Raw genomic sequence first — 25,484 nt, 5'->3', positions numbered from 1 at the left:
CCGCGATGAGCATGGAATCGCTGGGTCGTTTCGACCATGTGATCGTGGGCGCCGGTTCGGCCGGCTGCGTGCTGGCCAACCGGCTGTCCGCCGATCCCGCTGTGCGCGTGGCGCTGATCGAAGCGGGCGAGACCGATTGGTACCCGTGGATCCACATCCCGATCGGCTACTTCTACACCATCAACAACCCGCGCACCGACTGGTGCTACACGGCCGAGCCCGACGCCAACCTCGCGGGCCGCGGCATCAAGTACCCCCGCGGCCGCGTGCTGGGGGGCTCATCGTCCATCAACGCCATGGTCTACATCCGCGGCCAGGCCGCCGATTTCGACGGCTGGGCCGCGATGGGCAACCGCGGGTGGTCGTGGTCCGAGGTGCTGCCCTACTTCAAGCGCTCCGAGGACCACCACCGCGGCGCCAGCGCCGCGCACGGCAGCGGGGGCGAGCTGCGCGTGGAGGGGTTGCGCGCCGGGTGGGAGGTGCTCGACGCCTTCTGCGACGCGGCCGTGCAGTGCGGCATTCCCCGCAGCGACGACTTCAACACCGGCGACAACGAGGGCGTGGGCTACTTCGAGGTGACGCAAAAGCGCGGGGTTCGCATGAGCACCGCGCGCGCCTTCCTCAAGCCCGCGCGCCAGCGTCCGAACCTCACGGTGTTCACCCGCACCCAGGTGCTGCGCGTGGCGTTCGAGGGCCGCCGTGCCACCGGTCTGGTGGTGCGGCGCGGCGGGCAGGACCTGCGGATCGAGGCGGCGCGCGAGGTCATCCTCTCGGGCGGCACCATCGGCTCGGCCCAGGTGCTGCAGTTGTCGGGCGTGGGCGATGCCCAGGCCCTGCAGCGCCTGGGCATCCCGAGCGTGCAACACCTGCCCGGCGTCGGCGCCAACCTGCAGGACCACATCGCCGCGCGCACCATGCTGCGCGTGAAGGACACCGTCACCCTCAACCAGCAGGCCTCGAGCCTGTGGGGCAAGGCGCTGATGGGCCTGGACTATGCGCTGCGCCGCCGTGGCCCGTTGACGATCCCGCCCGCCCTGGTGAATGCCTTCGTGCGCAGTGATCCGTCGCAGCCCACACCCGACCTGCAGTTCGTCTGTTACCCCATCACCTACGACAAGCTCGGCGACCCGCCGCACGCGTTCCCGGGGTTCACCGCGGGTGTCTGCATGCTGCACCCGGAGAGCCGGGGCAGCGTGCGCCTCAAGAGCCCGGACCCGCTGGCCGCGCCGGCCATCCAGCTGAACTTCCTCGACACCGAGCGCGATTGCCGAACGGTGGTGAAGGGGCTGCGGATGCTGCGCGAGGTGTGCCAGGCGCCGGCCATGCAACGCTTCGCCCCCGAGGAGTTTCTGCCCGGCCACCAGGTGCAGGGCGACGACGAACTGCTCGATGGCATCCGCAAGATGGCGGGTACCATCTTTCATCCTGTGGGCACCTGCCGCATGGGGCAGGACGATCAGGCCGTGGTGGACGAGCGGCTGCGGGTGCACGGGGTGCAGGGGCTTCGCGTCGTCGACGCGTCCATCATGCCGCGCATCATTTCGGGCAACACCAATGCCACGGCGATCATGATCGGGGAGAAGGGGGCGGACATGATTCGCGAGGACGCGCGCCGCTGAGGGGCGCCGCCGGGGCGTGGCCCCGGCCCACTTCCTGACACCGGCCCCTCGAGGGCCGGTTGTCTTTGGGGGTGCTCAGCCCGCCCGCAGGGCGAGCACCGCGGCCAGCACGGCCACCGAGGCGGCCGTGGCCGAAACGGCGGCCGCGATCACCGCGATGGTGTTTGCGCTGGTGCCGGCGGTGGCCGGTACCTGGGCCGTCGGGACCAGGGCCGGTGCCGCCTGGGGTGCGGTGGCGGGCGCTGCCGCCGGGCGCATTGGCTGCGCCGCGGTGTCGCCGGCGCCGTCCGCAGGCGCCGACAGCTCGCGCACGAAGCGGGTGAAGAAATCGTCCGCCATGCGCCGGGTCACGCCGTCGATCAGGCGCGCGCCGACCTGGGCCAGCCGTCCGCCCACCTGGGCGTTGGCGCGATAGCGCAGGCGGGTGCCCTCGGCCACGTCATCCAGCGCCACCGAGGCACTCCCCTTGCCGAAGCCCGCGACGCCGCCCGAGCCCTCGAAGTTCAGGGCGTAGGAGGTGGGGGGCTGCACGTCGCGCAGCTCGAGCTTGCCCGCGAAGCGCGCGCGCACCGGCCCCACCGTGGCCGCCATGGCCACGCGGTAGCGGTTGTCGCCGTCGGCTTCGAAGGTGTCGCAACCCGCCAGACAGCGTTGCAACACGCGCGGGTCGTTGAGGGCCCGCCACACGGTGTCGCGGTCGGCCTGGAGGATTTTTTCGCCTTGGATGTCCATGGTGTTCTTCGTTGTGCGGGTCACGGCGCCGCGTGGGTGGGCGCGCGCAAGCGCTCGGCCGCGAGCTTCACGGCTTTCACGATCTCGGGATACGCGCCACAGCGACAGAGGTTGCCGGCCAGGTGGTTGCGGATCTCGTGGTCCTGGGGTTCGGGGTTGTGCGCGAGCAATTGCTTCGCCATCAGGATGAAGCCGGGCGTGCAGAAGCCGCACTGGAACGCGCCAGCGTCGATGAAGGCCTGCTGCACCGGGTCGAGCTGACCGTCGCGCGCCAGGCCTTCGATGGTCGCCACCTCGGCGCCGTCGGCGTGCATGGCGGGGAAGATGCAGCCGGTGACGGCCTGGCCGTTGACGACCACGGTGCAGCAGCCGCAAAGGCCCTGGCCGCAGCTTTCGCGCGCGCCGTGCAGGCCGCAGTCGCGCACCACCTCGACCAGCGAGTGGTAAGCCTCGACCTGGCGTGCCACAGGCTCACCGTTGAGATGGAACTGGATCAGGGTGCTGGTGGTGCTCATGGGGTCGTGCCTCAATCGGCCAGGGTTTCGCCGCGCTGCGCGGCCAGCGCGCGCATCACCGATTCGGGCGTGATGGGCAGCGAAAAGATGCGAACGCCCACGGCGTCGTGGATGGCCTCCGCCACGGCCGAAGCGACGCCGAAGCAGCCGCTTTCGCCCAGGCCTTTGGCGCCATAGGGGCCCGATGCCTGTTGTGCGTCCACCGCCTCGCAGCCGAAGGCCTCGGGGATGTCGTGGATGCCCGGGATCTTGTACTCGGAGAACGAGGCGTTGCGCAGCCGGCCCTCGGCATCGAACTCCATCTTCTCCAGGTGGGTCATGCCGAGCTGCATGATCGCCGCGCCGGAGATCTGCGACTCGACCACCTTGGGATTGAGTGGCGTGCCGCAATCGACCACGTTCTCGATGCGCAGCAGGCGGAAGTGGCCCGTCTCGGTGTCCACCTCGACCTCGACGCCCGTGCCTCCGATCATCCAGTTGGGCGTGATGTCGGGCGATCGGCCTTGCGCATCGGGCGACTGGTATGGCGGCATGAAGGTGCCCGTGCCCACCAGCGTGCCCGCGGGCATGCCGTACTTCTTGCGCAGCAGCAGGCCCGCATCGGCGATGCCCTGGAACGGAAGGCCGAGCTGCTGCGCGAGCGCCGCCAGCTGGTCCAGCAGGTCCTGCGCGGCCAGGCGCACGGCGTGACCCATGTGGAAGGTCGAGCGCGAGCCCAGGGTGGCCATGTCGTAAGGCGTCACGTCGGTGTCCGGGTGCACCACACGGATCTGCTCGGCCTTGAGGCCCAGGGCGTCGGCGGCCACCAGCGCCATGGCGGTGTCCGAGCCCTGTCCCATGTCCACGGTGCTGATCAGGAGCACACAGCTGCCGTCGCCCCCCAGGGTGATGGTGGCCACCGATGTGGTGGGGGCCACCAGGGCCTTGAAGCCCAGGCCGATGCCGCGGCCGCGCCGCACGGTGCCCGTGCCCCGGTCGATCGGCTGCTCCCATTGCATGCGGCGCGCCACCGCGTCGAGCACCTGGCGCAGTGCGGCGTCTTTCATGACCGTGCCCGTGGCGTGCGGTCGTCCGTTTTCCAACAGGTTCAAGCGCCGGAATGCCAGGGGGTCCATGCCCAGCGCCCGCGCGATCAGGTCGGCCTGGCATTCGTAGCCCCACACCACCTGCGTGATGCCGAAGCCGCGGAACGCACCGGCGGGCGGCAGGTGCGTATAGACCTGGTAGGAGTCGATGTCGAGGTTGGCAATGTCGTACGGACCGCCGGCGGTGAAGCCCGACTTCTGCGTCACGCGCGGGCCGATGTCGGCGTAGGCCCCACCGTTCCAGTACACCTCGCAGTGGCGACCTGTGATGCGGCCCTCGGCATCCACCGCGCTGCGGATGCGGAAGGTGGTGGCGTGCTTGGTGATGGTGTAGAACTGCTCTTCCATCGTCAGCGCCAGACGCACCGGGCGCCGCGCGATGAGCGCCAGCGCCACGGTCAGCGCCTCGAGCTTGATGTAGAGCTTGGCGCCGAAGCCGCCGCCGAGCAGGCGCGTCTTCACCTGCACCTGGTTCTCGCGCCAGCCCAGCAGGCGCGCGATCTCGATGCGAACGAACGACGGGCTCTGCGAAGCGGTGTGGATCACGATGCCTTCGCCCTGGGGCTCAGCCACCGTCACCATGGGCTCCATGGGCACGTGCATGACCTGCTGGGTCTTGAAGGTGTGGTCGAACACCTGCGCCGCTTCGGCAAAGGCCTTGGCCACGTCGCCGTGACGCAGCCGGTAGTCGAGGGCGACGTTGGTGCCCTTGCGGCCGGCCAGGTGCTTGAGATCGGGAAAGGTGCCGGCGGGCTTGAGCGCGTCGTGCACCAGCACCGTCGACGTGGCCGCCTCGACCTCGTCGAATACCGCGGGCAGCACCTCGTAGTCCACCACCACCAGCCCGGCCGCGGCTTCGGCGGCGTGCGGATCACCCGCCAGCACCACGGCGACGGGTTCACCCACGTGACGCACCTTCTCGATGGCGAGGATGGGTTGGTCATGGAACGCCGGGCCGTAGTGCGGATCGGGGATCCGTCGGATCACGTCCTGCGCCGTGATCACATGCGTTACGCCAGGCATGTCCTGGGCGGCCCGGGTGTCGATACCGAGGATGCGCGCGTGCGCGTGCGGACTGCGTACCACCTTGGCGTGCAGCATGCGTGGCAGCTCGACGTTGTGCGTGTAGTCGGCGGTGCCGGTGACTTTGGCCACCGATTCGAGGCGGTCCATGCGCCGGCCCACCTGGGGGTCTGGCGTGCGAATGTCGCTCATGCGTGGCTCCGGTTGCGGTTCAGGGCGTTCTGCACGGCGCGGGGCAAGGCCACGCGCAACAGTTGGCGCTTGTAGGCCGCGCTGCCGTGCGAGTCGGCCACCAGCGGCGCCTCGGCCACCGCGGCCTCGGCCGCCTCGCGCAGCACCGGCGCGCTCAGGCCGCGCTGCTCCAGGATGGTCTGTGCGTTGCGCAGCGGCGTCGGGCAGTCGGTGGCGGCCCCGGTGAAGATGCGTGCGTGCGTGACGCGCTCGCCTTGCAGGCCCAGCACCACGGCCAGACCCAGCGCAGGCCAGTCGTGGGCCGCGCGCGTCGTGAGCTTGAGGTAGGCCCCGGGTCCGGCCTGCGGCGGCACGCGCAATTCGGTGATCAGTTCGTCGCGCCGCACCACGGTCTCGTAGTAGCCGGTGCACAGGGCCGCGGCAGGAACCTCGCGCACCCCTTGCGGCCCGCTGATGACGACCGTGGCATCGAGCGCCGCCATCACGGGCGGCATGTCCATGTGCGGATCGGCGTGGCTGAGATTGCCGCCGATGGTGGCCACGGCGCGCACCCGGGGATTGGCCACGCCACGCAAGGCGTGCGCCAGCATTGGCCAGCCCTCGCGCACGGCGGGGTGGGCTTCGATGTCCGCCAGTCGCGCCATGCCGCCGATGCGCAGGCTGCCATCGGCCTGGCGCGCGATGCGGGCGTGCTGGTCGCCGATGCGCTGCAGGCTGACCAGCCGCGTGGGCCGCAGCACGCCCGCTTTCATCATCAGCATCACCGCCGTGCCGCCGCCCACCGGGCGCACGTTGGGGTCTTCGGGGTCGAGCAGGGACAGCGCTTCGTCGAGCGAGTACGGGAGCAGGAATTCGAACGGGGTCATGGCGACACCTGGGCGCAGAGGTCGAGGAGTGCCTGGGCGACCCGGTCGGGCACCTCAAGCGGTGTGAGGTGGCGCGCGCCTTCGATCACGTCGAGCGTCGCCCTGGGGATCGCCTCGTGCATCGCGCGCGACATGGCGACCGGCGCGGCGTAGTCTTCTTCGCCGACCTGGATCAGCGTGGGCACGCGGATCCCCGCGAGCGAGGCCCTGGCATCGAAGCCGCCGAGCATGCGGCAGGCCTGCACGTAGCCTTCGAGATCGTTGCGCAGGAACACGTCGACCCAGTGCTGCACCTGGGCCGGTTCGCGTTCGCGAAAACCGTCGCTGAACCAGCGCGTGACCTGGAAGTCGGTGAGCGACGCCAGGCCCTGCGCGAGCGCCTTTTGCGCGCGGGCCTCCCAATCGGTCGGTGCCGTGGGGCCGTACCATGCGGTGGTGTCGATCAGGGCCAGGCCGGCGGTGCGTTGCGGGTGGTCGATGGCGAACTGCAGCGCCACGCAGCCGCCCATGGACGCGCCGCCGACCACCACGCGGTTCAGGCCGAGTTGCGCGAGCACCTCGCGCAGGTCTTGCGACATGCGCGCGGTGCTCGCCGGTGTGCGGGCCGTGCCCGATCGGCCGTGGCCGCGGGCGTCGATCGCCACCAGCGAGGCGCGATCGCCCAGGCGCTGCGCCACCGCGTTCCAGAAGCTGTGGTCCATGCCCAGCGAGTGCACCAGTGCCATCACGGGCGCACCGGCCGGAGCCATGCGGGCTTGGTAGGCGATGGGGACACCATCGCTGGCGTTCAGCAGTGCGCCGGGAACTTCGTTCTTCATAGGGCGCGGATTCTGGCCAGCGCCCCCTGGGCTGACAAACGAGAAATATCGGTGGAGCGAATGAAAGTCTTTCATGCCTGAGCCGCGAGCGTCACAGGCCTGCGGCCCCGGCCCGAGGGCGCATGAATCTTCTTCATGGTGATGCCCGAGATAAATCGTTTGCGCGTCGCGCGCGTCTCCCAAAGCATCGCGCCCCTGAAACCAACAACGAGGAGACAAGGATGCGCCCCTTCCAACCCGACCGACGCCGCGCCCTGCGGATGGCAACGCTGCTGGCTGCGCCCGCCTTCATGCCCGGCACTCTGCTGGCGCAGGACTACCCGAGCCGACCGATCCGTGTGATCGTGCCCTTCGCACCGGGTGGAGTGGTCGACATCACGGCACGCCTGCTCACCCAGAAGCTGACCGAACGCCTGGGCTGGAACTTCGTGGTCGACAACCGGCCGGGCGGCAACGGCTTCATCGCCGTTTCGGCCGCGGCCAAGGCCGCACCGGATGGCTACACCCTGCTGGCCGCGCACACCGGCGAGTTCGCGGTGAACCCGGGCCTCTTCCCCAACGTGCCCTACGAACTCGACCGCGACTTCGCGCCCATCACCATGATCAGCGACACCCCGATGCTGCTGGTGGCCAACGCGCAGCAGCCGTTCAACACGGTGGCGGAACTGGTGGCCGCGGCGCGCAAGGCGCCGGGCAGCATCACCTTTTCTTCGCCGGGCAACGGCAGCATCAACCACCTGGCGGGTGAATGGTTCGCGGTGGAAGCGGGCGCCAAGCTGCTGCATGTGCCCTATCGCGGCGGCGCGCCTGCCATGGCGGCCGTGGCCTCGGGCGAGGTGGCGCTCGGTGTGGTCGCGATCCCCGCGGTGCTGCCACACCTGCAGGCCGGCCGCGTGAAGGTGCTGGGCCTGACGACCGCGCGCCGCTCAGGCTTCAACAAGGACTGGGTGCCCGCGGCCGAAGCGGGCGTGAAGAACGTGGACGCCTCCAACTGGGTGGGCCTGTTCGCGCCCAAGGGCGTGCCGGCCGACGTCCTGGCGCGGCTGCACGCCGAGGTGGTGAAGACGCTGGAGCAGCCCGACGTGAAGAAGCGCTTTGCCGAAGCCGGCGCCGAACTGGGAGGCATGTCATCGGCCGACTTCGCGCAGCGCATCCGCAGCGACGCGGCGCGCTACAAGGACATCGTCCAGAAGGCCGGCATCCGGCCCGAGTGATTGGGGCAGGCGGTGGGCGCGGCGCCCAAGGCGGCGAATGTCCCGCGCCCTGAATGCGCCAGGGGGTTCCCTTAGGATCGGCGGCTCTTTTCGATCCATTGCCCGAGGAACATTCCCATGAAAACCCGTGCCGCCGTCGCCTGGAAAGCAGGCGCTCCCCTCACCATTGAAGAACTCGACCTCGAAGGCCCGCGCGCGGGCGAGGTGCTGGTGGAGATCAAGGCCACGGGCATTTGCCACACCGACTACTACACGCTCTCGGGCGCGGACCCCGAGGGCCTGTTCCCCGCGGTGCTGGGCCACGAGGGCGCGGGCGTGGTGCTCGAGGTGGGCGCGGGCGTGACCTCGCTCAAGCCCGGCGATCACGTGATCCCGCTCTACACGCCCGAGTGCCGCCAGTGCAAGTTCTGCCTGAGCCGCAAGACCAACCTGTGCCAGCTCATCCGCGGCACGCAGGGCAAGGGCCTGATGCCCGACGGCACTTCGCGCTTCTCGCTCAACGGCAAGCCCATCCTGCACTACATGGGCACGAGCACCTTCAGCAACCACATCGTCGCGCCAGAGATCGCGCTGGCCAAGATCCGGCCCGACGCGCCCTTCGACAAGGTCTGCTACATCGGCTGCGGCGTCACCACCGGCGTGGGCGCGGTGATCTACACCGCCAAGGTGGAGGCGGGCGCCAACGTGGTGGTGTTCGGCCTCGGCGGCATCGGCCTGAACGTGATCCAGGGCGCGAAGATGGTGGGCGCCGACAAGATCATCGGCATCGACCTGAACCCCGCGCGCGAGGCCATGGCGCGCAAGTTCGGCATGACGCACTTCATCAACCCCAAGGAGGTGCCGAACGTGGTCGATGCCATCGTGCAGCTCACCGACGGCGGCGCCGACTACTCGTTCGAGTGCATCGGCAACACGCAGGTGATGCGCCAGGCGCTCGAGTGCACGCACAAGGGCTGGGGCCGCAGCATCATCATCGGGGTGGCCGAGGCGGGCGCCGAGATCAGCACGCGCCCGTTCCAGCTCGTCACCGGCCGCAAGTGGGAAGGCTCGGCCTTCGGTGGCGCGCGCGGCCGCACCGACGTGCCCAAGATCGTCGACTGGTACATGGAAGGCAAGCTCAACATCGACGACCTCATCACGCACACGCTCAAGCTCGAAGACATCAACAAGGGCTTCGACCTGATGAAGGCCGGCGAGTCCATCCGTTCGGTGGTCGTGTTCTGAGATGGCCGGGATCAAGACGCTGGAGACGCACCGCTGCTTCGGCGGCGTGCAGGGCTTCCACGAACACGACTCGGCGCAGATCGGCCTGCCCATGCGCTTCGGCGTGTTCGTGCCGCCGCAGGCCGAACAGGGCCCGCGGCCCGTGCTGTTCTGCCTGGCCGGCCTCACCTGCAACGAGCAGACGTTTGCGATCAAGGCCGGCGCGCAGCAGCACGCGGCCGCGCACGGCCTGATCCTGATCACGCCCGACACCAGTCCGCGCGGCACCGGCGTGGCCGAGGCCGACGCGCACTGGGACTTCGGCCACGGCGCGGGCTTCTACCTCGATGCCACGCAGCCGCCTTATGCCACGCACTGGCGCATGGAGAGCTGGCTCATGGACGAGCTGCCGGGCGTGCTCGCGGCGCACTTCCCGGTGCAGGCCGATCGCGCAGGCATCCTCGGCCATTCCATGGGCGGGCACGGCGCGCTCACGCTGGCGCTGCGCCATCCGGGGCGCTTTCAGAGCGTGTCGGCCTTCGCGCCGATCAGCGCGCCCACCGAAGTGCCCTGGGGCCACAAAGCCTTCGGCGGCTACCTGGGCGACGACCGCGCCGCCTGGGCCAGGCACGACGCGGTGAAACTCATCGAAGCCGGTGTGCGCGCGCCCTCGCTGCTGGTGGACCAGGGCTTGGACGACAACTTCCTGGCCCAGCAGCTCGCGCCCGATCGGCTCGAATCCGCATGCACCGCGGCCGGCCAGCCGCTCACGCTGCGCCGCCACGCGGGCTACGACCACGGCTACTTCTTCATCCAGAGCTTCGTGGGCGAGCACATCGCGCACCACGCGGCGGCGCTGAACGGCTGAGGCCGCGCCTCAGCCAATGCCGAGTTCGCGCCGGCGGGTCTGCATCAGGTCCTGGCCGTCGCGCAGGCCGATGTGCCAGCCCGGCTTGGGCGCGAGCGCCGGGTACTTCACGTCCACGATCTGCTTCCAGTCCTGGATCAGGTCGCGGCGCGCGATGCGCCACTCGCCCTGGCGCCGCTCCATGCGGTCCAGGTAGCGCGACGAGGTGAACATGTCCATCGCCGTGCCCTCGTCGCCCGCCGCACCGCCGGTGAGCTGCGCGAGCTGCGACTTGGCGTGGGCCGGGTACTGCTGGATGGTGCGCACATAGGTTTCCACCAGTGCCAGGTCGGGGCCGGCGAACTCGATCAGCAGGTTGCCGATGAAGTGGCTGGAGACCGCGATCGGCTGGTGCCGCACGAGGATCCAGTCCACCAGCCCCTCGACCGGGCCGATGTAGGGGCCGTGGCTGTCGATCGCGCCGGGCCAGAACACGGCCAGCATGCCCGGGGCGTCGAGCCGGTCGACCGCGCGGCACCAGCGGTGCTGCACGTCCTGGATCTGCAGCCGGTCGGCCACGCGTTGCGGGGTGTAGTCGGGGTGGTGCATCGCCATCATCCCGCGCGCAGGTTCACGCGCGTGGCCAGTTCGCGCACCTGTGCCGCCTCGCGCTGCACCAGGGCGCCCAGCTCGTCGGCACTGCCGCCCACCGGCACGATGCCGTAGCCCTCCAGGCGCGCCAGCACCGCGGGCTCTGCGAGCATGGCGTTGAGCGCGGCGTTGATGCGCTCCACCACCGGGCGCGGCGTGCCCGCGGGCGCGCCGACACAGAACCACGGCGAGGCCACGAAGCCCGGCAGCAGGCTTTCGCCGAGCGTGGGCAGCTCGGGCAACTGCTTCGAGCGCGCGCGCGATGTCACGGCCAGGGCCTTGATGCGGCCGGCCTGGATCAGCTTGAGCGAGGACGAGATCTGGTCGATGCTGAAGTCGATCGAGCCACCAACGAGGTCGTTGAGCATGGGCGCGCCGCCCTTGTAGGGCACGTGCACCGCGCTCACGCCGGCTCGCGCCTTGAACAGCTCACACGACAGGTGCGAACTGGAGGCGATACCCGAGCTGCCGTATTGGAACTTGTCGGGCTGGGCCTTCATGAGCGCCACCAGCTCCTGTGGTGTGTTGACGTTCAGGCTGGTGCGCACCATCAGCACGTTGGGCGTCTCGGCCAGGTTGATCACCGGCGCGATGGCGTCGATGCCATAGGGCAATTTCTCGTAAGCGAAATGGTTGGTGACCATGGTGCCCACCGAGCCCATCAGCAGCGTGTGGCCGTCCGCCTTGGCGCGCGCCACCGCGCCCACGCCGATGGTGCCGGTGGCGCCTGGCAGGTTCTCCACCGTGCAGGGCTTGCCGAACTGCTTCTGCAGGTGTTCGGCCACCATGCGGCCCAGGATGTCGGTGGAACCCCCGGCGGGGAAGGGCACCATCACCTTCATCGGCTGGTCGGGCCAGGTGTCGGCGCACAGTGGCGCGCCCAGGGGCAGGGCCGCGGCGGCGGCCAGCAGGTGGCGTCGGGAAAGGGGCATGTCTTGTCTCCTGTGGTGGTTGGGGGCTTTGACTCAGGTCGCCCAGTCGGCGGCCACGCCGGCGGCAGCGCGCAGCCCTTGCGCCAACCCGGCCCGTGCGCTGGGTGCGCGGCGGGCCGGGTCGAGCACGTTGTCGCCCAGGGCCTCGGCCGAAGCCGGGTCGGGCACGATCACGTTCACGCGGGCACCGGCTTCGCGCAGCCGGGCCACCTCGGCCCGCAGGTGGCCGCTCACCGGGTTGCCATCGCCCCAGCCGAGCGGCGCGATCACCAGCACCCGCGAAGCGCCGAGTGCGATGTCGGCGTTGGTGAGCGAGCGAATGCCGCCGTCCATGTACTGCCGGCCCTGAATGGCCACCACCGGCCAGGCGCCGGGCACCGCGCAACTCGCGGCCACGGCATCGACCAGTTCCACGCCACTGTGCCGGTCGAACACCCGGTGTTCGCCACTGGCGGCGTCCACCGCCACCACGCGCAGCGCGCTGTCCGGCCAGTGCGTTTGTGGCAGCCGCGCAGCCACAATGGCGCGGCGCTCGGCGGGCGGCACGGTGCCGCTGCGCAGCGCGAACGCGCCGATGCGGCGGCGCGCGGCCGCGAGGTCGCCAGCCACCTTGTCCATCAGCGCGCGGTTGCGCGCCTCTGCATCGGCCTGCGAATACGGGCGTGCGGTTTCGAGGGATGCATGCCTTGGGGTCAGGTGCTCAGCGAGCAGGGCCTCGGGTGCCGCGCCGCAAGCCAGCTGCGCACCCACCACCGAGCCGGCCGAGGTGCCCACGAAAACATCGGCCTGCGCCACGTGCACGCCCTCACGCGCCATGCCCGCCAACAGGCCGCTGGCCCAGGCGATGCCGGCCACGCCACCGCCGCCGAGCACCGCCGCGCGCATCACAGCACGCCCGCCTTGGTGAGCGCCGCGATGCGCTCGGGGCTCAGGCCGAGCAGGCCGCCATAGATCTCGTCGTTGTGCTGGCCGAGGTCGGGGGCGGGCGCGATCGGCTGTTCGGGCGTGTCGGAGAAGCGTGGCACCACACCGGCCATGCGCACCGGCCCGATCTTCGGGTCGGGCACCGAGGCGATCGTTCCCCGCGCCTGGTAGTGCGGGTCTTTCATGATGTCCTCGATGCTGTAGATGAACGAGTAGGCGAGCTTGGCCTCGTCGAGTCGCGCACACAACTCGTCCACCGGCAGAGACTCGATCCAGGTGGCCAGCGCGGCATTGAGTTCGTCCACGTGTGCCCAGCGCTGCTCGTGCGTCGCGAAGCGCGGATCCACCAACCAGTCGTCGCGGCCCATGCAGCGCGCGAGCCGCTGGAAGCCCGCGTCGGCCGACACGGTGAGGATCACGTAGCGGCCGTCGCTGGTACGGAAGTGTTCGCCCGGTGCGGCCGCGAAGTGTTTGTTGCCGCGGCGCTCACGCACCGTGCCCAGGCGGTCGTAGGCCGGCACCAGCACCTCGGTGAAGCGGATGATGGATTCGTACATCGCGAGGTCGATGGACTGCCCTTCACCGCCGTGCAGGTCGCGGTGGTAGATGGCCATCATCAGCGCGAACGCGCCCAGGATCGCCGACTGGTAGTCGGCGATCGAGGTGCCGATGCGCACCGGCGGCCGGTCGGCGTAGCCGGTGATGCCCATGAGCCCACCGAAGGCCAGTGCGATGCGGTCGTAGCCGGCGCGCTCGCGGTAGGGGCCGGTCTGACCGAAGCCCGAGATGCGCAGCATCACCAGTTTCGGATTGCGCGCCTTCATGGTCTCGTAGGAGAGGTCCCACCTCTCCAGCGTGCCGGGGCGGAAGTTCTCCACCACCGCATCGGCCTGCTCCACCAGCTGCAGCAGCAGCTCGCGGCCCTCGGGCTTGCGCAGGTCCAGCGTCACCGACTTCTTGTTGCGTGCCTCCACGCTCCAGTACAGGCACTTGCCGTCCACGAAGGGGCCGAGGTCGCGCACCGTGTCGCCGCGCTCAGGCACTTCGACCTTGATCACCTCAGCGCCGAAATCGGCGAAAAGCGTGGCTGCCACCGGGCCGGCCACCATGGTGCCCAGGTCGAGAATGCGCAGCCCGCTGAGCAGGTGCGGCCCTGGCCGTGGCGAGGTGCCGGTCGTCACGTTGCGGCCTCCACCACGTTGCTCGCGGCGGGCGTACCGCGGCGCACCTGGTAGTCGGCCAGGCCGTGACGGCGCGTCATGTGCCAGTAGTCGTCGTTGCGGAAGGGCATGGGCGCCACCACCCGACCGCGCTTGTTGCGGTACCAGTTGGTCATGCCCTTGTGTGTCCAGATCATCCTGGCGTGCGCTTCCTGAACCCGCAGGTTGTAGGCGTCGTGCACATCGCGCCGAACCTCGATCTCGAACGGCGCGCCGTGCTGGTTCAGCGCGTCCCTGATCAGCGTCAGCACGTACTGCACCTGGGTTTCCAGCAGCGCCACCACGCTGCCGCCGTGGCCGAGCGCGGTGTTGGGGCCGGCCAGCATGAAGAAGTTGGGAAAGCCCGGCGTGGCCACGCCCAGGTAGGCCTGCGCGCCCTGCGCGTCCCAAGCTTCGCGCACCGTGCGGCCATCGCGGCCCACCAGTTCGAAGGAGGAGAGTAGGTTGATGGCATCGAAGCCGGTGCACACCACCAGAATGTCAACCTCGTGGCGCGTGCCATCGGCCGTGACCACGGCGTCGGGCTCGATACGGGCAATGCCGTCGTTGACGATGCGAACGTTCTCCCGCGTGGCGGTGCGGAACCAGCCGTTGTCCATCAGCATGCGTTTGCCGAAAGGCGGGTAGTCGGGAAGCACCTCGGGCAGCAGGTCCTGGCGCTCGCCGAGTTCGGCCTGGATGTACTTCACGAACATCTCGCGGTGCCGGTCGTTGCGGCGGTTGATCGCGCGCTCGGGGTGCGGCCACTCGGGGTCGATCTGCAGCGACGCGTGTACGCGGTCGTTGAAGATCCAGGCCAGGCGCTGCCGGTACCACGGCTGGTAGTAGGGCACCTCTTTGAGCAGAAAGCGCGCGCTCGCGGGGACCGGCTTCTGAAAGCGGTCGAATGGTGCGGCCCACTGCTTGGAGCGCTGGAACACCGTGAGCTGTGCCACCTGCGAGGCGATCGCGGGCACGATCTGCATGGCGCTGGCGCCGTTGCCGATCACGGCCACGCGCTTGCCACGCACGTCCAGGCCCTCGGGCCAGCGCGCGCTGTGAAAGCACGGGCCCTGGAAGCTGGACAGGCCCTTGATGTCGGGCATCTTCGGTACGTTGAGCAGGCCCACTGCGCTGATGACGACGTTGGCATGCAGCACCTCGCTGCGGCCCTGCCCGTCGCACACACGCACGGACCAGTCCATGCCGGCTTCGTTGTAGGTGGCCGAAGCCACGCGGGTGTTGAAGCGGATGTACTGGCGCACACCGAAGCGGTGCGACACCTCGACGAAGTAGGCCTGGATCTCTTCGCGCAGCGCGAAGTAGCGCGTCCAGTCGGCCTGCGCGAAGGAGTACGAGTAGATGTGGTTGGGCGTGTCCACGCCAGCGCCCGGGTAGCGGTTCTCGTACCACGTGCCGCCCACCTCGTTGTTCTTCTCGATCACCGTGTGCGCGATGCCCGCGCCCTGCAGGCGGATGGACGCGCACAGCCCAGCCACGCCAGCGCCGATCACCACCACATGAAAGCCCGGCGGCACGCAGGTGCTGTCGCGCTGGTCGATGCGCCAGGCCGGGTCGTTGCCCAGCCACGCGGACACCATCGGGCCGTAGGCGTGCGGCACTTCTTCGCCCACGCTGCGGCGGAGCATCTCCACCAGTTGCTCGATGTCCGGCGCTGGCAGCACCGGCGCGCGGCCCCGCTTCCAGGCCACGATGGCTTCGCGCGCGGCCTCACGCACCTCGGCCTGCACGTCGGGCGGCAGGCCCCCGCTGTCGTGGTCGTCGATGCCGCGGATGTGCGTGCACTGGTAGCGGTCGCCGAGCCAGCGCGTGTCGCCGGTGAGGTGCAGCAGCGTCATCAGAAGGGTGGGCACGTTGGCGTCCGGCAGCGCGTGGTCAAGTGATCGGATCCAGGTGTCGAGGGTGTCGGTGGCAGAGTTCATGGTGTTGGCGGGCAAAGCTGCGCCCTGCCACGCGGGTGGCGCGGCACGGCAGTGGGGAAAGGCGTGGGAACGGGCGGGTGGCTTACTGCGGCTGCATGCCGGCGGCGCGCACCACCTCGCCCCATTTCGCGTACTCGGTCGCGACGGTTTCGGTGAGCTGCTTCGCACTGCCCGGCCAGGGCTCGAAGCCGATGCCGAGCAGTTTGTCGCGAATGTGCGGCATGGCCAGAATCTGCTGCACCTGGGCGTTGAGCTTGTTCACCACCGCATCGGGCGTTCCCTTGGGCGCCACGAGGCTGGTCCAGCCCACGGCCTGGTAGCCGCTCACGCCCGACTGCTGCATGGTCGGCACGTCCGGCAGCACCGGCGAGCGGCGGCTGTCGAGCACGGCCAGGGCCTTGAGTTTGCCGGCCTTGATGTTCTCCTGCTGCGCGCCGATGGTGTCGACCATCAGCGGCACGCGGCCCGACATCACGTCGATCGAGGCCTTGGCGCCGCCGGGGTAGGGCACCGAGGTGATCTTGATGCCAGCCTGGGTGTTGAGCAGTTGCAGCGCGAGCTCGAAGGCCTGCGCGCCCGACGCGAACATCACTTCGCCCGGCTTGGCGCGTGCTTCGCGCACCACCGCGTTCACGGTGTCGTACTTGTAGCCGGGGTAGGCCAGCAGCACCATGGGCGCCTTGGCCACCGGACCCACAGACGCGAAGTCGGTCAGTGGGTCGTAGAGCTTGTTCTTCTGCAGGTGCGGGCCGGTGGTGAGCGTGCCGCTGACACCCAGGCCGAGCGTTTGGCCATCGGGTGCCTCGCGGGTGAGTTGCTGCAGGGCCAGCATGCCGCCCACACCCGGGCGGTTTTCCACCACGAAGGGCTGCTTGTTGAGCTTCGCGAGTTCTTCGCTGACCAGCCGCGCAATGATGTCGGACGCCCCGCCGGGCGGGTAGCCCACGAGCACGCGAACCGGCTTGCTCGGGTAGTCGCTGCTGCCCTGTGCAAAGGCCGCCGGCGCCAGGGCAGCCAGGCAACTCAGGGCGATGAAGGTGGATCGTTTCAAGGCTTGTCTCCGTTGTGGTTGCGGCTGCGGTCGATGCCTTGGCCGTCCAAGTCAGTATCGTGCGGGCCTTTCGCGCGCGGCGGGCCCGACTTGGCGTTTTGTTCACATCGTGAACAAAAGTACCTTGCACAGAGTCAAGCACGCCGCCGATGATGTGCACATGGTGAACAAATCAACCCGCTTCGCGATGCCGGTGACCCCTGAGCCGCTGGCCGATGGCGCCCGCCTGCCCGGTGCACAGGCGGTGTTTCGTGCCATCGACCTGCTCAAGCTCGTGGGCCTGAACCACGAGCGCGGCATTTCGCTTGCGTCGCTCGTGGCGGCCACGGGGCTTGACCGCAGTACCACCTACCGTCTGGTGAGTTCGCTGGTGCAAACCGGCCTGGTGGCGCGCGACGACCGAAAGCTTTATCGCCTGGGGCTGGAGGCCATGCAACTCGGTTTGGCCACCATGAGCCGTGTGCCCATCGTCGAACGCTGCCGCCCGCTGATGATCCGCCTGGCCCGCCGGACCGAGGACACTGTCTACCTCGTGGTGCGCAATGGTGACTACGCGCACTGCGTTCACTACGAGGAAGGCGCGTTCCCCATCAAGGCGCTGGTGCTGCAGTTGGGGGGCTTGCGTCTGCTGGGCGTCGGTTCGGCCGGTACCGCATTGCTCGCCACGCTCAGCGAAGCTGAGCTCGACGCCTTCCACACACGCCACCGCGGTGAACTGCCACCCGAGCGCAGTTCGCTGGCCCACCTTCGGCGCCAGGTGGCGCAGACGCGCCGGCGCGGCCATGCCTTCACCGACAACCTGGTGGCCGAAGGCGTGAGTGGTGTGGGTGTGTATTTCGAGGTCACACCCGGCACCTATGCGGCCATCAGCGTGGGTGCCATCCGCGCGCGCATGAGCGATGAACGCCGGCGATGGATCGCCGGCGTAATGGCCGAAGAGTTGCGCCTGTCGGGGTGGTCTGTCGCGGGTTGAGGCCTTCGGGGCCCCTCGCGCATCACCCCACCTGCACCGGCACGAACAGCACCGCGTCGTCGCGGCGAAGTTGCAGGGCCACGGAGCCCTTGAGGCCCTTCACCGCGGCGCGCACCTCGTCGGGCGTGGACACGGGCTGGCCGTTGATGCCGATGAGGATGTCGCCCGGGCTCACGCCGGCCGACTCGGCCGGGCCGGTCACGCCCTCGATCAGCAGGCCGCGGCGCTGGCCCGAGGCCTCGCGCTCGCCCGGCGTGAGCGGGCGCAGCGCCAGGCCGAGCTTCACATCGCCGCCCCATTCGCGGCCGCCGCGCTCGGCTTTGGCCGTGGCGCTGGTCTTGGCGCGCGCGTCGGCGAGTTCGGCCGTGGCGTGCGCGTCGTGGCGCTCGCGCCAGTAGCCGATCTCCACGCGGTCGCCGGGTCTGGCCTGGCCGATGGCCAGCGGCAGGTCGGCCACGGTGTCGATCTTCTTCGGGCCCAGGCTCAGGATCACGTCGCCTGCGCGCAGGCCCGCGCGCTGCGCCGGGCTGCCGTTCTCCACGTCGGTGATCAGTGCGCCGCGCGGCGACTTCAGCCCGAAAGACTCGGCGAGCGCCTGGTCCACCTCTTGCGCGGCCACCCCCAGGCGCGCGTGTTCTGCATGACCGGTGCGCATGATCTGGTCCTTCACCTTGAGGGCGACGTCGATCGGGATCGCGAACGCCAGGCCCTGGTAGCCCCCTGTCTGGCTGTAGATCTGCGAGTTGATGCCCACCACCTGCCCGTCGGCGTTGAACAGCGGGCCGCCCGAGTTGCCGGGGTTGATGGCGACGTCGGTCTGGATGAAGGGCACGGTGGTCTCGTCGGGCAGGCTGCGGCCCTTGGCGCTCACCACGCCCGCGGTGGCGGTGTTCTCGAAGCCGAAGGGCGAGCCGATGGCCAGCACCCATTCGCCCACCTTGAGCGATTGCTCGCTGCCCAGCGGCGCCACGGGCAGGCCCTTGGCGTCGATCTTGAGCACGGCCACGTCGGTCTGCGGGTCCACGCCCACCACGCGCGCGCTGTACTCGCGGCGGTCGCGCAGCTTCACGGTCACGCGTTGCGCGCCCTCGACCACGTGCGCGTTGGTGAGGATCACGCCGTCGGCGTCGACGATGAAGCCCGAGCCCTGGCCGCGCACGGTCTGCGGACCGGGCGGCTGGCGCGGGCCCCAGCCCGGAATGCCCTCGAAGGGGTTGTTCTGGCCATCGAAGGCCACGCGGCGCGTGCCGCTCACGGCGATGTTCACCACCGCGTCGCCGTGTTCTTGCGCGATGGCCGAGAAGTCGGGCACGCTGAGCCGGGTGCCGGCCGGGCTGGCCACCGCGGCACTGCGGGCCGGCGCGGCGTGGCGCTGCTGCCACCACTGGGTGGACAGGCCGCCCACCGCGCCCGAGGCCAGCATGGCGGCGAGCAGCGGGGCGAGCACCCAGCGCGGGCCGGTGCGCGGGGCGCGGCGGTCGGGTGCGGGTTCGGTATCGAGGTTCATGAGCGTTCTCCTGAAAGGGGCTGGACCGCGAGCAGGGCATCACCCGCCAGGCGCAGCGCGCTCAGCGCTTCCCAGGGGTGGTGCTGCCGGAGGTGGAAGGCCGCTTCCTCGATGTGCACCGACGAGAGCGAGCCCGCGCCCGCGCTTTCGCGCAGCAGCCAGCGCGCATGGCCCACGCGTCGCGCGGCCTGCTCGTCGTGGTCGCAGTAGATCGCGACGATGGCCTCGCGCACGTCGTCGCGCAGGGCCTGCACGTCGGTGCTGCCCATGGCGGGGGCGGTGGGGTGCGGATGACCCGTGGCATGGATCAGGGAATCGATACCCACCAAGGCTGTTTGCATCGCGTCCATTGCAAAACCTCCGGCTGGTGCTGCCCGGGCACCATGTCCGGGTTTCTGGGTCCAGCGTGTGAACGCAAGGATGCGCGCCGCGCATCTCCACCGCGCTACCGCTGGCGCCGCGCGTGTTTCGAATGAAACACAGGCCGCTCAGCGCGCGATCACGCCGCGCCAGCCGCCACCGATCAGCGTGGCCACGTCGATCAGCACGCCAGGCAGCGCGAGCCCGCCCGGGCAGGCCAGGTAGCGCGGCTTCCACTCGGGGTCGAACTTCTGCTTGTAGGCGCGCAGGCCCTGGAAGTTGTAGAAGTGCTCGCCGCTGCGGAACAGCGTGGTGCCCAGCCGGTGCCACAGCGGCGCGAGCGGGTGGGTCTCGAGCCCGGCCAGGGGCGCCATGCCCAGGCTGAAGGCCTGGAAGCCGCGCGCCGCGCCCCACACCATGCATTGCGCGAACAGGTAGTCCATGACCCCGGGCACGGCCCCGGGGTCGTGGCGCATGAGGTCGATCGAGAGCTCGTCGCGGCCGTTGCCGGTCCAGAGGTTGGCGAAGCCCACCACCTCGCCCGCGCGCCACACCAGGGCCATGGGGAAGTGGCGCAGGTAGTCGGGGTCGAAGCGGCCGAGCGAAAAGCCCTTCTCGCGCGTGGCCTTGGCCTGCAGCCAGCGCTCGGACACGCGGCGCAGCGCAGGCAGGTGCGCGGGCACCGCCTCGGGCGGCACCACCTCGAACGACAGGCCGTCGCGCTCGGCGCGTCGCACGGCCTGGCGCAGCGCCGCGCGGCGCGGGCCTTCGAGCGTGAAGCCGGTCAGCGGCACCAGCGCTTCCTCGCCGAGCTTGATCGCGCTCAGGCCCATGTCGAGGTAGAGCGGCAGGCGCTGCGCGTCGACCTGGTAGAAGACCGCGCGAGCGCCGTGGCGGTCGGCCATCTCGCGCAGCCGCCAGGCCAGCGCCTCGCCGGCCTCGGGCTCGCCCACCGGGTCGCCCATGGCGATCCAGCTGCGCGACTGCACCTGGTACATGAGCATGGCCTGCCCGCCTTCGTCGATCAGCAGGCGCTTGTCGCCCAGCAGCGCGAGCGCCGCGTCGGTGCGCGCGCTGGCGGCCACCAGTCGCGCGGCCACCGCGAGCTGTTCGGGTGTGGCGCGTTCGGGCGGCGCGCGGCGCGGCCGCACCGCCTGCCACACCAGCAGCGCCACGCAGGCCACCGCCACCAGCACACCGGCGCGCAGCGCGCGCGGGGCCTGGGCGCGCAGGGCGAACTGCCACCAGAGCTCGTTGCTGTACTCCACGTGGCGGAAGCTGAACAGACCGAGCCAGAGCGTGGCGATCACCACCACGCCAACGCCCAGCCAGGCCTGCGGCCCGAGGGCGCCCAGGTCGCGGCCCCAGCGCCAGCGCGCCTGCCGCCGGAAGCCCGCGCGGCCCGCGTACAGCACGGCCGCCGCGCCCAGCGACAGTGCGGCCTCGCCCAGGTCCAGGCCCTTGAGCAGCGAGGCCAGCGCGCCCGCGAGCAGCAGGCCCAGTGCAAGCCGGCGCGCCGCGTCCACGCGCTGCAGCAGGGCCTGCGAGAGGATCAGCAGCGCCAGGCCGATGAGACTGCCCGCGAGGTGCGAGACCTCGACCGCGGCCAGCGGCACCACGCCGCGCAGCGCGTGCAGCCGCGCGCCGTCGGCCGGCAGGCTGCCCGAGAACAGCAGCACCGCGCCCGCCGCGAACACCACCGTGGCGCCCAGCCAGGGCGCGACCCAGGCGGCCACCGGCTGCGTGAGCGAGAACCAGCGCTGCGCGCGCGCCGCCTGCGTGTGCAGCAGCATGGCCAGGCCGGCGAGCGCGGCCAGCGCCAGCGGCAGCAGGTAGTACACGGCGCGGTAGGCCAGGCTGGCCGCGAGCAGGGTGTGCGCGGGCACCTGCGGCAGGCCTGCGATGAGCACCGCCTCGAACACGCCCAGGCCCCCGGGCACATGGCTCGCGATGCCCACCACCATGGCCATGAGGTACAGCCCCAGGAACGGCACCCAGCCCACGGTGTCCGGCGGCAGCAGGCTCCACAGCACGAGCGAGGCCGCGGCCAGGTCGGCGAGCGAGAGCAGCAGCTGCAGCGCACCCTGGGCCGGTGTGGGCAGCGGCCACTGCCAGTGCCGCACGGTGAGCGTGCGCGGCCCGATCGCCAGCCGCAGCAGCCAGGCCAGCGGCAGCAGCACCAGCAGCACGCCGAGCGCGCGCGCGGCGGTGGCCGGCAGGTGCAGCGCGGCCAGCGTGGACGCGGGTTCGAGCAGCAGCGCCGCGCCGGCGCACAGGGTGACGCCGAGGCCGAACGAGAGGCCCACCAGGCTGGTGAGGGTGGCCACCTCGCCCGCGCCCAGGCCCCAGGCGCCATAGAGCCGCAGCCGCACCGCGCCGCCGCTGAGCAGCGACAGCCCCACGTTGTGGCCAACGGCCGTGGCCATGAAGCCGGTGAGGGCCGCGCGCGGCCAGGGCAGGTCGCGCCGCTGCAGCACGCGCAGGGCCAGCACGTCGTGGGCGGCGAGCGCGCCATAGCTGAACGCGGTGCCCGCCAGCGCCAGGCCCAGCGCGGGCCAGGGCAGGGCGCCCAGGCTGTGCAGCACCTCGCGCAGCGGCGTGCCGGCCAGCGCGCGGTGCAACCACCACAGCGCCGCGGCCAGCGCCAGCAGGCTGCCTGCGCTGACCAGCCAGCGCCAGGGCAGCGCGCGCCAGCCGGGGCGGGGAGCGGGGGTGGGGGTGTCGTCGGCCATGGCGGAAAAAAAAGAGGCCATCGCATGATGGCCTCTGTGAAGCGTCGTTGTCGACGCAGGGGGAGGATTCGGTGGGGGCCGGCTTACGCGGGCTTGGCGGCGTTGGCCTTGGCTTTCTTGACTTTCTTCTTGTGCGTGGTTTTCTTCGCGGTGGCCTTCTTGTCGGCCTTGGCCTTGGTGGTGTCCTTGGCCTGCGCAGGCATGGTCATGGTGGACGGTGCGGCCGGGGCGGTCACGGCGGGGGCGGCCGGCGTTGCGGGGGTGGCCGGGGTGGCCGGGGCCTGGGCCCAGGCGCTCGCCCCGAGGGCGGCGATGGCGGATGCGATCAGGGCGGTGCGGAATTTCATGTGTCTCTCCAGGGTGCAGCGGTGGGGGTTTGCGGTCGTTGCTGCGTTCGATCAACCACGGGGCTGATGCTCGTGGGGCGCGTTGCACGCCGTGTGTCGGCGCGCCGGGCGCCGGTTTCACTTGCAACCTGGGGTGTCGCCGCTCAGCGACGGCGCTGCGCGAACACGCGGGCCAGGGCCTCGCCGAGTTCGTTGAGCGAGAGCGGCTTGCGCAGCACGGCGTCCACGCCGGTGTCGGCCACGCCCTGCTCGAAATCGGCGCCGCCGTGGGCGGTGACGATCACGCTCGCGAGCCCGGGCGCGAGCGCCTTGCAGCGCGCCACCAGCGCGAGCCCGGTGAGGCCCGGCATGCGCTGGTCGCTCACGATGCCGGTGAACAGCGCGGGCTCGGCCTCGAACGCGGCCAGGGCCTGCAGCGGATCGGTGAAGCCGCGCGGCTCGTAGCCGAGCTCGGCCAGGGTCTCTTCGAGCAGGGCCACGAGCGCGGGCTCGTCGTCGACCACCAGCACCACCTCGCCCTGGCCGGGCGCGTCGGCGGCCGCGAGCCCGGCGCGCGGGCCCGCGGCGTCGCCCGCCGGGCAGGGCAGGTAGAGGTCGAAGCGCGTGCCTTCGCCGGGCGCCGTGCGCAGGTCGAGCGCGCCGCCCGCGTCGCGCACGGTGTTGTGCACCACGGTCATGCCCAGGCCGGTGCCGCCGTGGCCGGCGCGCGTGGTGAAGAAGGGTTCGAGCAGGTGCGGCACGTGCTCGGGTGCAATGCCCGGGCCGTCGTCGTTCACGCTCAGCCGCAGCCAGCGGCCCGGCGTGAGGCGGCCGTGCCAGAGCACGCGCGCCTGCGTCACGGTCTCCTGCGCCAGCACCGCGTGCAGGCGGCCGCCGCCGGGCAGCGCCTGCACCGCGTTGCGCAGCAGGTTCAGGCAGGCCTCGAACCAGGCCACCGGATCGCCCTCGATGGGCGGGATGTCGCTGCCGGCGTCGAGCGTCGCCTGCACCGTGTCGGGCAGGTCTTGCGTGGCCAGGGCCCAGGCCTCTTCGAGCAGCTCGCGCGGCTCGAAGCGGCGGCGCTGGCCCGCGCCGGGCTGGCCCGAGGCGGTGATGCGTTCGACCAGCGTCTTGCCGCGGCGCGCGGCGTCGAGGATGCGGTCGAGGTGCGGGCGCAGCGGGCTGTCCGGGCCGGCCTGGTCCTGCGCGCGCTCGCCATAGCCCTGGATGGCCGCGAGCACGTTGTTGAAGTCGTGCGCCACGCCACCCGCGAGCGTGCCCAGCGCTTCGAGCCGGCGCGCCCGCTGCAGTTGCTCGTCGAGGCGGCGCGTCTGCTCGGCCATGGCGACCTCGTCGGTCACGTCGTAGGCGGTGCCGGCCAGCGGCGGCGGGCCGTCGCCCGCGTGGGCCATGGCGCGGCCGCGCACGCGCACGTGGCGCGGCGCCTGGCCGGGCGGCGCGATACGCAGCACCACCGAGAAATCGGGCGTGGCCTGCTGCAGGTGGGCCTGCACGGCCTCGGCGAGCCGCGCGTGTTCGTCGGCGGCCACGCGGTCGTGCCAGCCCAGCGGGCTGTCGGCGCTCACGTCGTCGCCGGGGCCGAAGCCCGCGAGCTCGCGCATGCGCGGCGACAGCGAATGGCGCTGGCGCTCGGGCACCCATTCCCACAGGCCTTCGCGCGCCGCGAGGAAGGCGCGCGCCGCGCGTTCCTGCTGGCGTTGCAGGTGGCGCTGGCTCTGTTCGCGCCAGCGCTGCTCGCGCGCGTGGCGCAGGCTCAGCGCCGCGGTGATGAACAGCGCCAGCACGCCGAAACCCGCCACCAGCCAGGCCTGCGAGCGCCAGTCGCGCAGCACGGCGTCGCGGTCGCGCGCGAGCACCATGTTCATGGGCGCGCGGCGCATGGCGTGGCCCACCACGATCCAGTGGCGCACGGCGTCGCCGTCGTGCGCGCTGTCGAGTTCGAGCGACCACGCGGGGCGCTCGTCGGGCGGGGGCCAGCCCTCGGGCCAGACCGTGGGCCCGGCGCCCGCGGGCTCGGCCAGCCACAGGCGGCCGTCGTTGCGCACCAGCTGCAGGCGCGCGTCGGGCGCGGGGCTGGTGCGCGTGAAGCCGCCCACCAGCAGCGACGGGTCGGCCGCGAGCACGATCACGCCGCTCTGGCGGCCCTCGGGCCCGTACCAGGGCATGGACAGCGGTACCCAGGGATGGGGCTGGCCGGGCCAGCGCTCGGGCGTGCCCAGGCCGGCCTCGCCCGCGGGCGCGCCCAGCGCGGCGCGGAAGTAGTCGGCGCCGGTCAATGGCGGCATGTCGGTGTCGTCGTCGGCAGCCTGCAGCACGTGGCCGTCGGTGCCCGCGAGCAGCATCTGGCGCACCCAGGGCAGGGCCGCGGCGCGCGCGCGCAGCAGCGGTTGCGCCACCTCGTCGTCGGCTTCCCAGGCGCCCGCGGCGAGCTCTTCGGCCGTGGCCTGCATGGCGGTTTGCGAGGCGGCCAGCGCGCTGTCGGCCTGGTCGGCCAGCGCGGCCACCAGCGCGCCCAGGGTGCGGCGCTCGGCGTTCAGCGTTTGCTCGCGCAGCGAGGCCAGGCCCGCGGCCAGGCCCAGCAACAGCAGCAGCGCCACCAGCACCGGCACCAGCACCGAGCGGTGCAGCAGCAGCTCGCGCCAGCGGGGCGGGCCGCTGTCGGCCTCGGCGTCGTCGAGCAGGAGTTCGGGGGTCTGCATGGTGGAATGGGCGGGGCGCGGGGTGTTCACGCTACCATCGAACGCGCCTGGC

At 71.1% G+C, this 25,484-nt stretch carries 21 protein-coding genes; 5 read left to right on the top strand and 16 right to left on the bottom strand.

The features are described from left to right. Positions 1-11 precede the first annotated feature (11 nt). Positions 12-1,619, top strand: coding sequence for a GMC family oxidoreductase (locus WDZ95_RS13590; RefSeq protein ID WP_166228448.1), 1,608 nt, complete (start codon positions 12-14; stop codon positions 1,617-1,619). 75 nt (positions 1,620-1,694) lie between these two features. On the opposite strand, the gene WDZ95_RS13585 is transcribed toward WDZ95_RS13590, so the two are convergent. The 5 genes from WDZ95_RS13585 to WDZ95_RS13565 are packed head-to-tail and all read right to left on the bottom strand — an operon-like array spanning position 1,695 to position 6,850. Beyond that, positions 1,695-2,351 (bottom strand): CoxG family protein, encoded by a 657-nt coding sequence (locus WDZ95_RS13585; protein ID WP_166228446.1) that lies wholly within the window; start codon positions 2,349-2,351, stop codon positions 1,695-1,697. Between the two features lie 20 nt (positions 2,352-2,371). Next, the gene (locus WDZ95_RS13580; protein WP_425779207.1) at positions 2,372-2,866 is read right to left on the bottom strand and encodes a (2Fe-2S)-binding protein; all 495 of its coding nucleotides are present in this window, start codon (positions 2,864-2,866) and stop codon (positions 2,372-2,374) included. Positions 2,867-2,877: 11 nt separating this feature from the next. Continuing rightward, a complete protein-coding gene (locus tag WDZ95_RS13575; protein WP_166228442.1) occupies positions 2,878-5,166 on the bottom strand; it encodes a xanthine dehydrogenase family protein molybdopterin-binding subunit in 2,289 nt (762 codons plus the stop codon). Beyond that, positions 5,163-6,032, bottom strand: a complete 870-nt coding sequence (locus tag WDZ95_RS13570) for an FAD binding domain-containing protein (protein ID WP_425779205.1) — start codon at positions 6,030-6,032, stop codon at positions 5,163-5,165. The genes WDZ95_RS13575 and WDZ95_RS13570 overlap by 4 nt, the downstream gene beginning before the upstream one ends. Then, positions 6,029-6,850 carry an alpha/beta fold hydrolase gene (locus WDZ95_RS13565; protein ID WP_425779203.1) on the bottom strand — a complete coding sequence of 274 codons (822 nt, stop codon included), beginning with the start codon at positions 6,848-6,850 and terminating at the stop codon, positions 6,029-6,031. Before WDZ95_RS13565 ends, WDZ95_RS13570 begins: the two co-directional genes overlap by 4 nt. Positions 6,851-7,071: 221 nt before the next feature. Between WDZ95_RS13565 and WDZ95_RS13560 the strand changes: the two genes are divergently transcribed. From WDZ95_RS13560 to fghA, 3 genes are all read left to right on the top strand, one after another. Continuing rightward, positions 7,072-8,064: a Bug family tripartite tricarboxylate transporter substrate binding protein gene (locus WDZ95_RS13560; RefSeq protein WP_425779201.1), complete on the top strand. Its 993-nt coding sequence runs from the start codon at positions 7,072-7,074 to the stop codon at positions 8,062-8,064. A 117-nt stretch (positions 8,065-8,181) separates the two neighbouring features. Then, positions 8,182-9,288, top strand: coding sequence for an S-(hydroxymethyl)glutathione dehydrogenase/class III alcohol dehydrogenase (locus tag WDZ95_RS13555; protein WP_166228434.1), 1,107 nt, complete (start codon positions 8,182-8,184; stop codon positions 9,286-9,288). Position 9,289: 1 nt separating this feature from the next. Next, complete coding sequence (gene fghA / locus WDZ95_RS13550) at positions 9,290-10,135, top strand: S-formylglutathione hydrolase (RefSeq protein ID WP_425779199.1); 846 nt, start codon at positions 9,290-9,292, stop codon at positions 10,133-10,135. A gap of 9 nt (positions 10,136-10,144) precedes the next feature. Here the strand turns inward: fghA and WDZ95_RS13545 are convergent, their stop codons facing one another. The 6 genes from WDZ95_RS13545 to WDZ95_RS13520 form a co-directional block, all read right to left on the bottom strand. Next, positions 10,145-10,723 (bottom strand): nuclear transport factor 2 family protein, encoded by a 579-nt coding sequence (locus tag WDZ95_RS13545; RefSeq protein WP_425779197.1) that lies wholly within the window; start codon positions 10,721-10,723, stop codon positions 10,145-10,147. A gap of 5 nt (positions 10,724-10,728) precedes the next feature. Then, positions 10,729-11,697: a Bug family tripartite tricarboxylate transporter substrate binding protein gene (locus WDZ95_RS13540; RefSeq protein WP_425779195.1), complete on the bottom strand. Its 969-nt coding sequence runs from the start codon at positions 11,695-11,697 to the stop codon at positions 10,729-10,731. 33 nt (positions 11,698-11,730) lie between these two features. Beyond that, complete coding sequence (locus WDZ95_RS13535; protein WP_425779193.1) at positions 11,731-12,582, bottom strand: patatin-like phospholipase family protein; 852 nt, start codon at positions 12,580-12,582, stop codon at positions 11,731-11,733. Next, entirely contained in the window at positions 12,582-13,802 is a 1,221-nt protein-coding gene (locus WDZ95_RS13530) for a CaiB/BaiF CoA transferase family protein (protein WP_425779191.1), read from the bottom strand. The genes WDZ95_RS13535 and WDZ95_RS13530 overlap by 1 nt, the downstream gene beginning before the upstream one ends. After that, positions 13,799-15,763 (bottom strand): flavin-containing monooxygenase, encoded by a 1,965-nt coding sequence (locus tag WDZ95_RS13525; RefSeq protein ID WP_425779189.1) that lies wholly within the window; start codon positions 15,761-15,763, stop codon positions 13,799-13,801. Before WDZ95_RS13525 ends, WDZ95_RS13530 begins: the two co-directional genes overlap by 4 nt. Before the next feature lie 82 nt (positions 15,764-15,845). Beyond that, positions 15,846-16,814 carry a Bug family tripartite tricarboxylate transporter substrate binding protein gene (locus tag WDZ95_RS13520; protein ID WP_425779187.1) on the bottom strand — a complete coding sequence of 323 codons (969 nt, stop codon included), beginning with the start codon at positions 16,812-16,814 and terminating at the stop codon, positions 15,846-15,848. A gap of 109 nt (positions 16,815-16,923) precedes the next feature. Between WDZ95_RS13520 and WDZ95_RS13515 the strand changes: the two genes are divergently transcribed. Beyond that, complete coding sequence (locus WDZ95_RS13515) at positions 16,924-17,787, top strand: IclR family transcriptional regulator (RefSeq protein WP_425779185.1); 864 nt, start codon at positions 16,924-16,926, stop codon at positions 17,785-17,787. A gap of 22 nt (positions 17,788-17,809) precedes the next feature. On the opposite strand, the gene WDZ95_RS13510 is transcribed toward WDZ95_RS13515, so the two are convergent. From WDZ95_RS13510 to WDZ95_RS13490, 5 genes are all read right to left on the bottom strand, one after another. Next, positions 17,810-19,294 (bottom strand): Do family serine endopeptidase, encoded by a 1,485-nt coding sequence (locus WDZ95_RS13510; RefSeq protein WP_425779183.1) that lies wholly within the window; start codon positions 19,292-19,294, stop codon positions 17,810-17,812. Continuing rightward, positions 19,291-19,563, bottom strand: coding sequence for a hypothetical protein (locus WDZ95_RS13505; RefSeq protein ID WP_425779181.1), 273 nt, complete (start codon positions 19,561-19,563; stop codon positions 19,291-19,293). Before WDZ95_RS13505 ends, WDZ95_RS13510 begins: the two co-directional genes overlap by 4 nt. A gap of 219 nt (positions 19,564-19,782) precedes the next feature. Continuing rightward, positions 19,783-22,386 carry a bifunctional lysylphosphatidylglycerol flippase/synthetase MprF gene (gene mprF, locus WDZ95_RS13500; RefSeq protein ID WP_425779179.1) on the bottom strand — a complete coding sequence of 868 codons (2,604 nt, stop codon included), beginning with the start codon at positions 22,384-22,386 and terminating at the stop codon, positions 19,783-19,785. Positions 22,387-22,469: 83 nt separating this feature from the next. Beyond that, the gene (locus tag WDZ95_RS13495) at positions 22,470-22,733 is read right to left on the bottom strand and encodes a hypothetical protein (RefSeq protein ID WP_425779177.1); all 264 of its coding nucleotides are present in this window, start codon (positions 22,731-22,733) and stop codon (positions 22,470-22,472) included. Positions 22,734-22,876: 143 nt separating this feature from the next. After that, positions 22,877-25,462 carry an ATP-binding protein gene (locus WDZ95_RS13490; protein WP_425779175.1) on the bottom strand — a complete coding sequence of 862 codons (2,586 nt, stop codon included), beginning with the start codon at positions 25,460-25,462 and terminating at the stop codon, positions 22,877-22,879. Between the last annotated feature and the right edge of the window lie 22 nt (positions 25,463-25,484).

Origin of the sequence: Hydrogenophaga sp. T2, from assembly GCF_049843535.1 — a bacterium.
Lineage (GTDB): Bacteria > Pseudomonadota > Gammaproteobacteria > Burkholderiales > Burkholderiaceae_C > Hydrogenophaga > Hydrogenophaga crocea.
The sequence above is the reverse complement of the archived record's forward strand: the minus strand, read 5'-3'. Positions and strand labels throughout refer to the sequence as shown.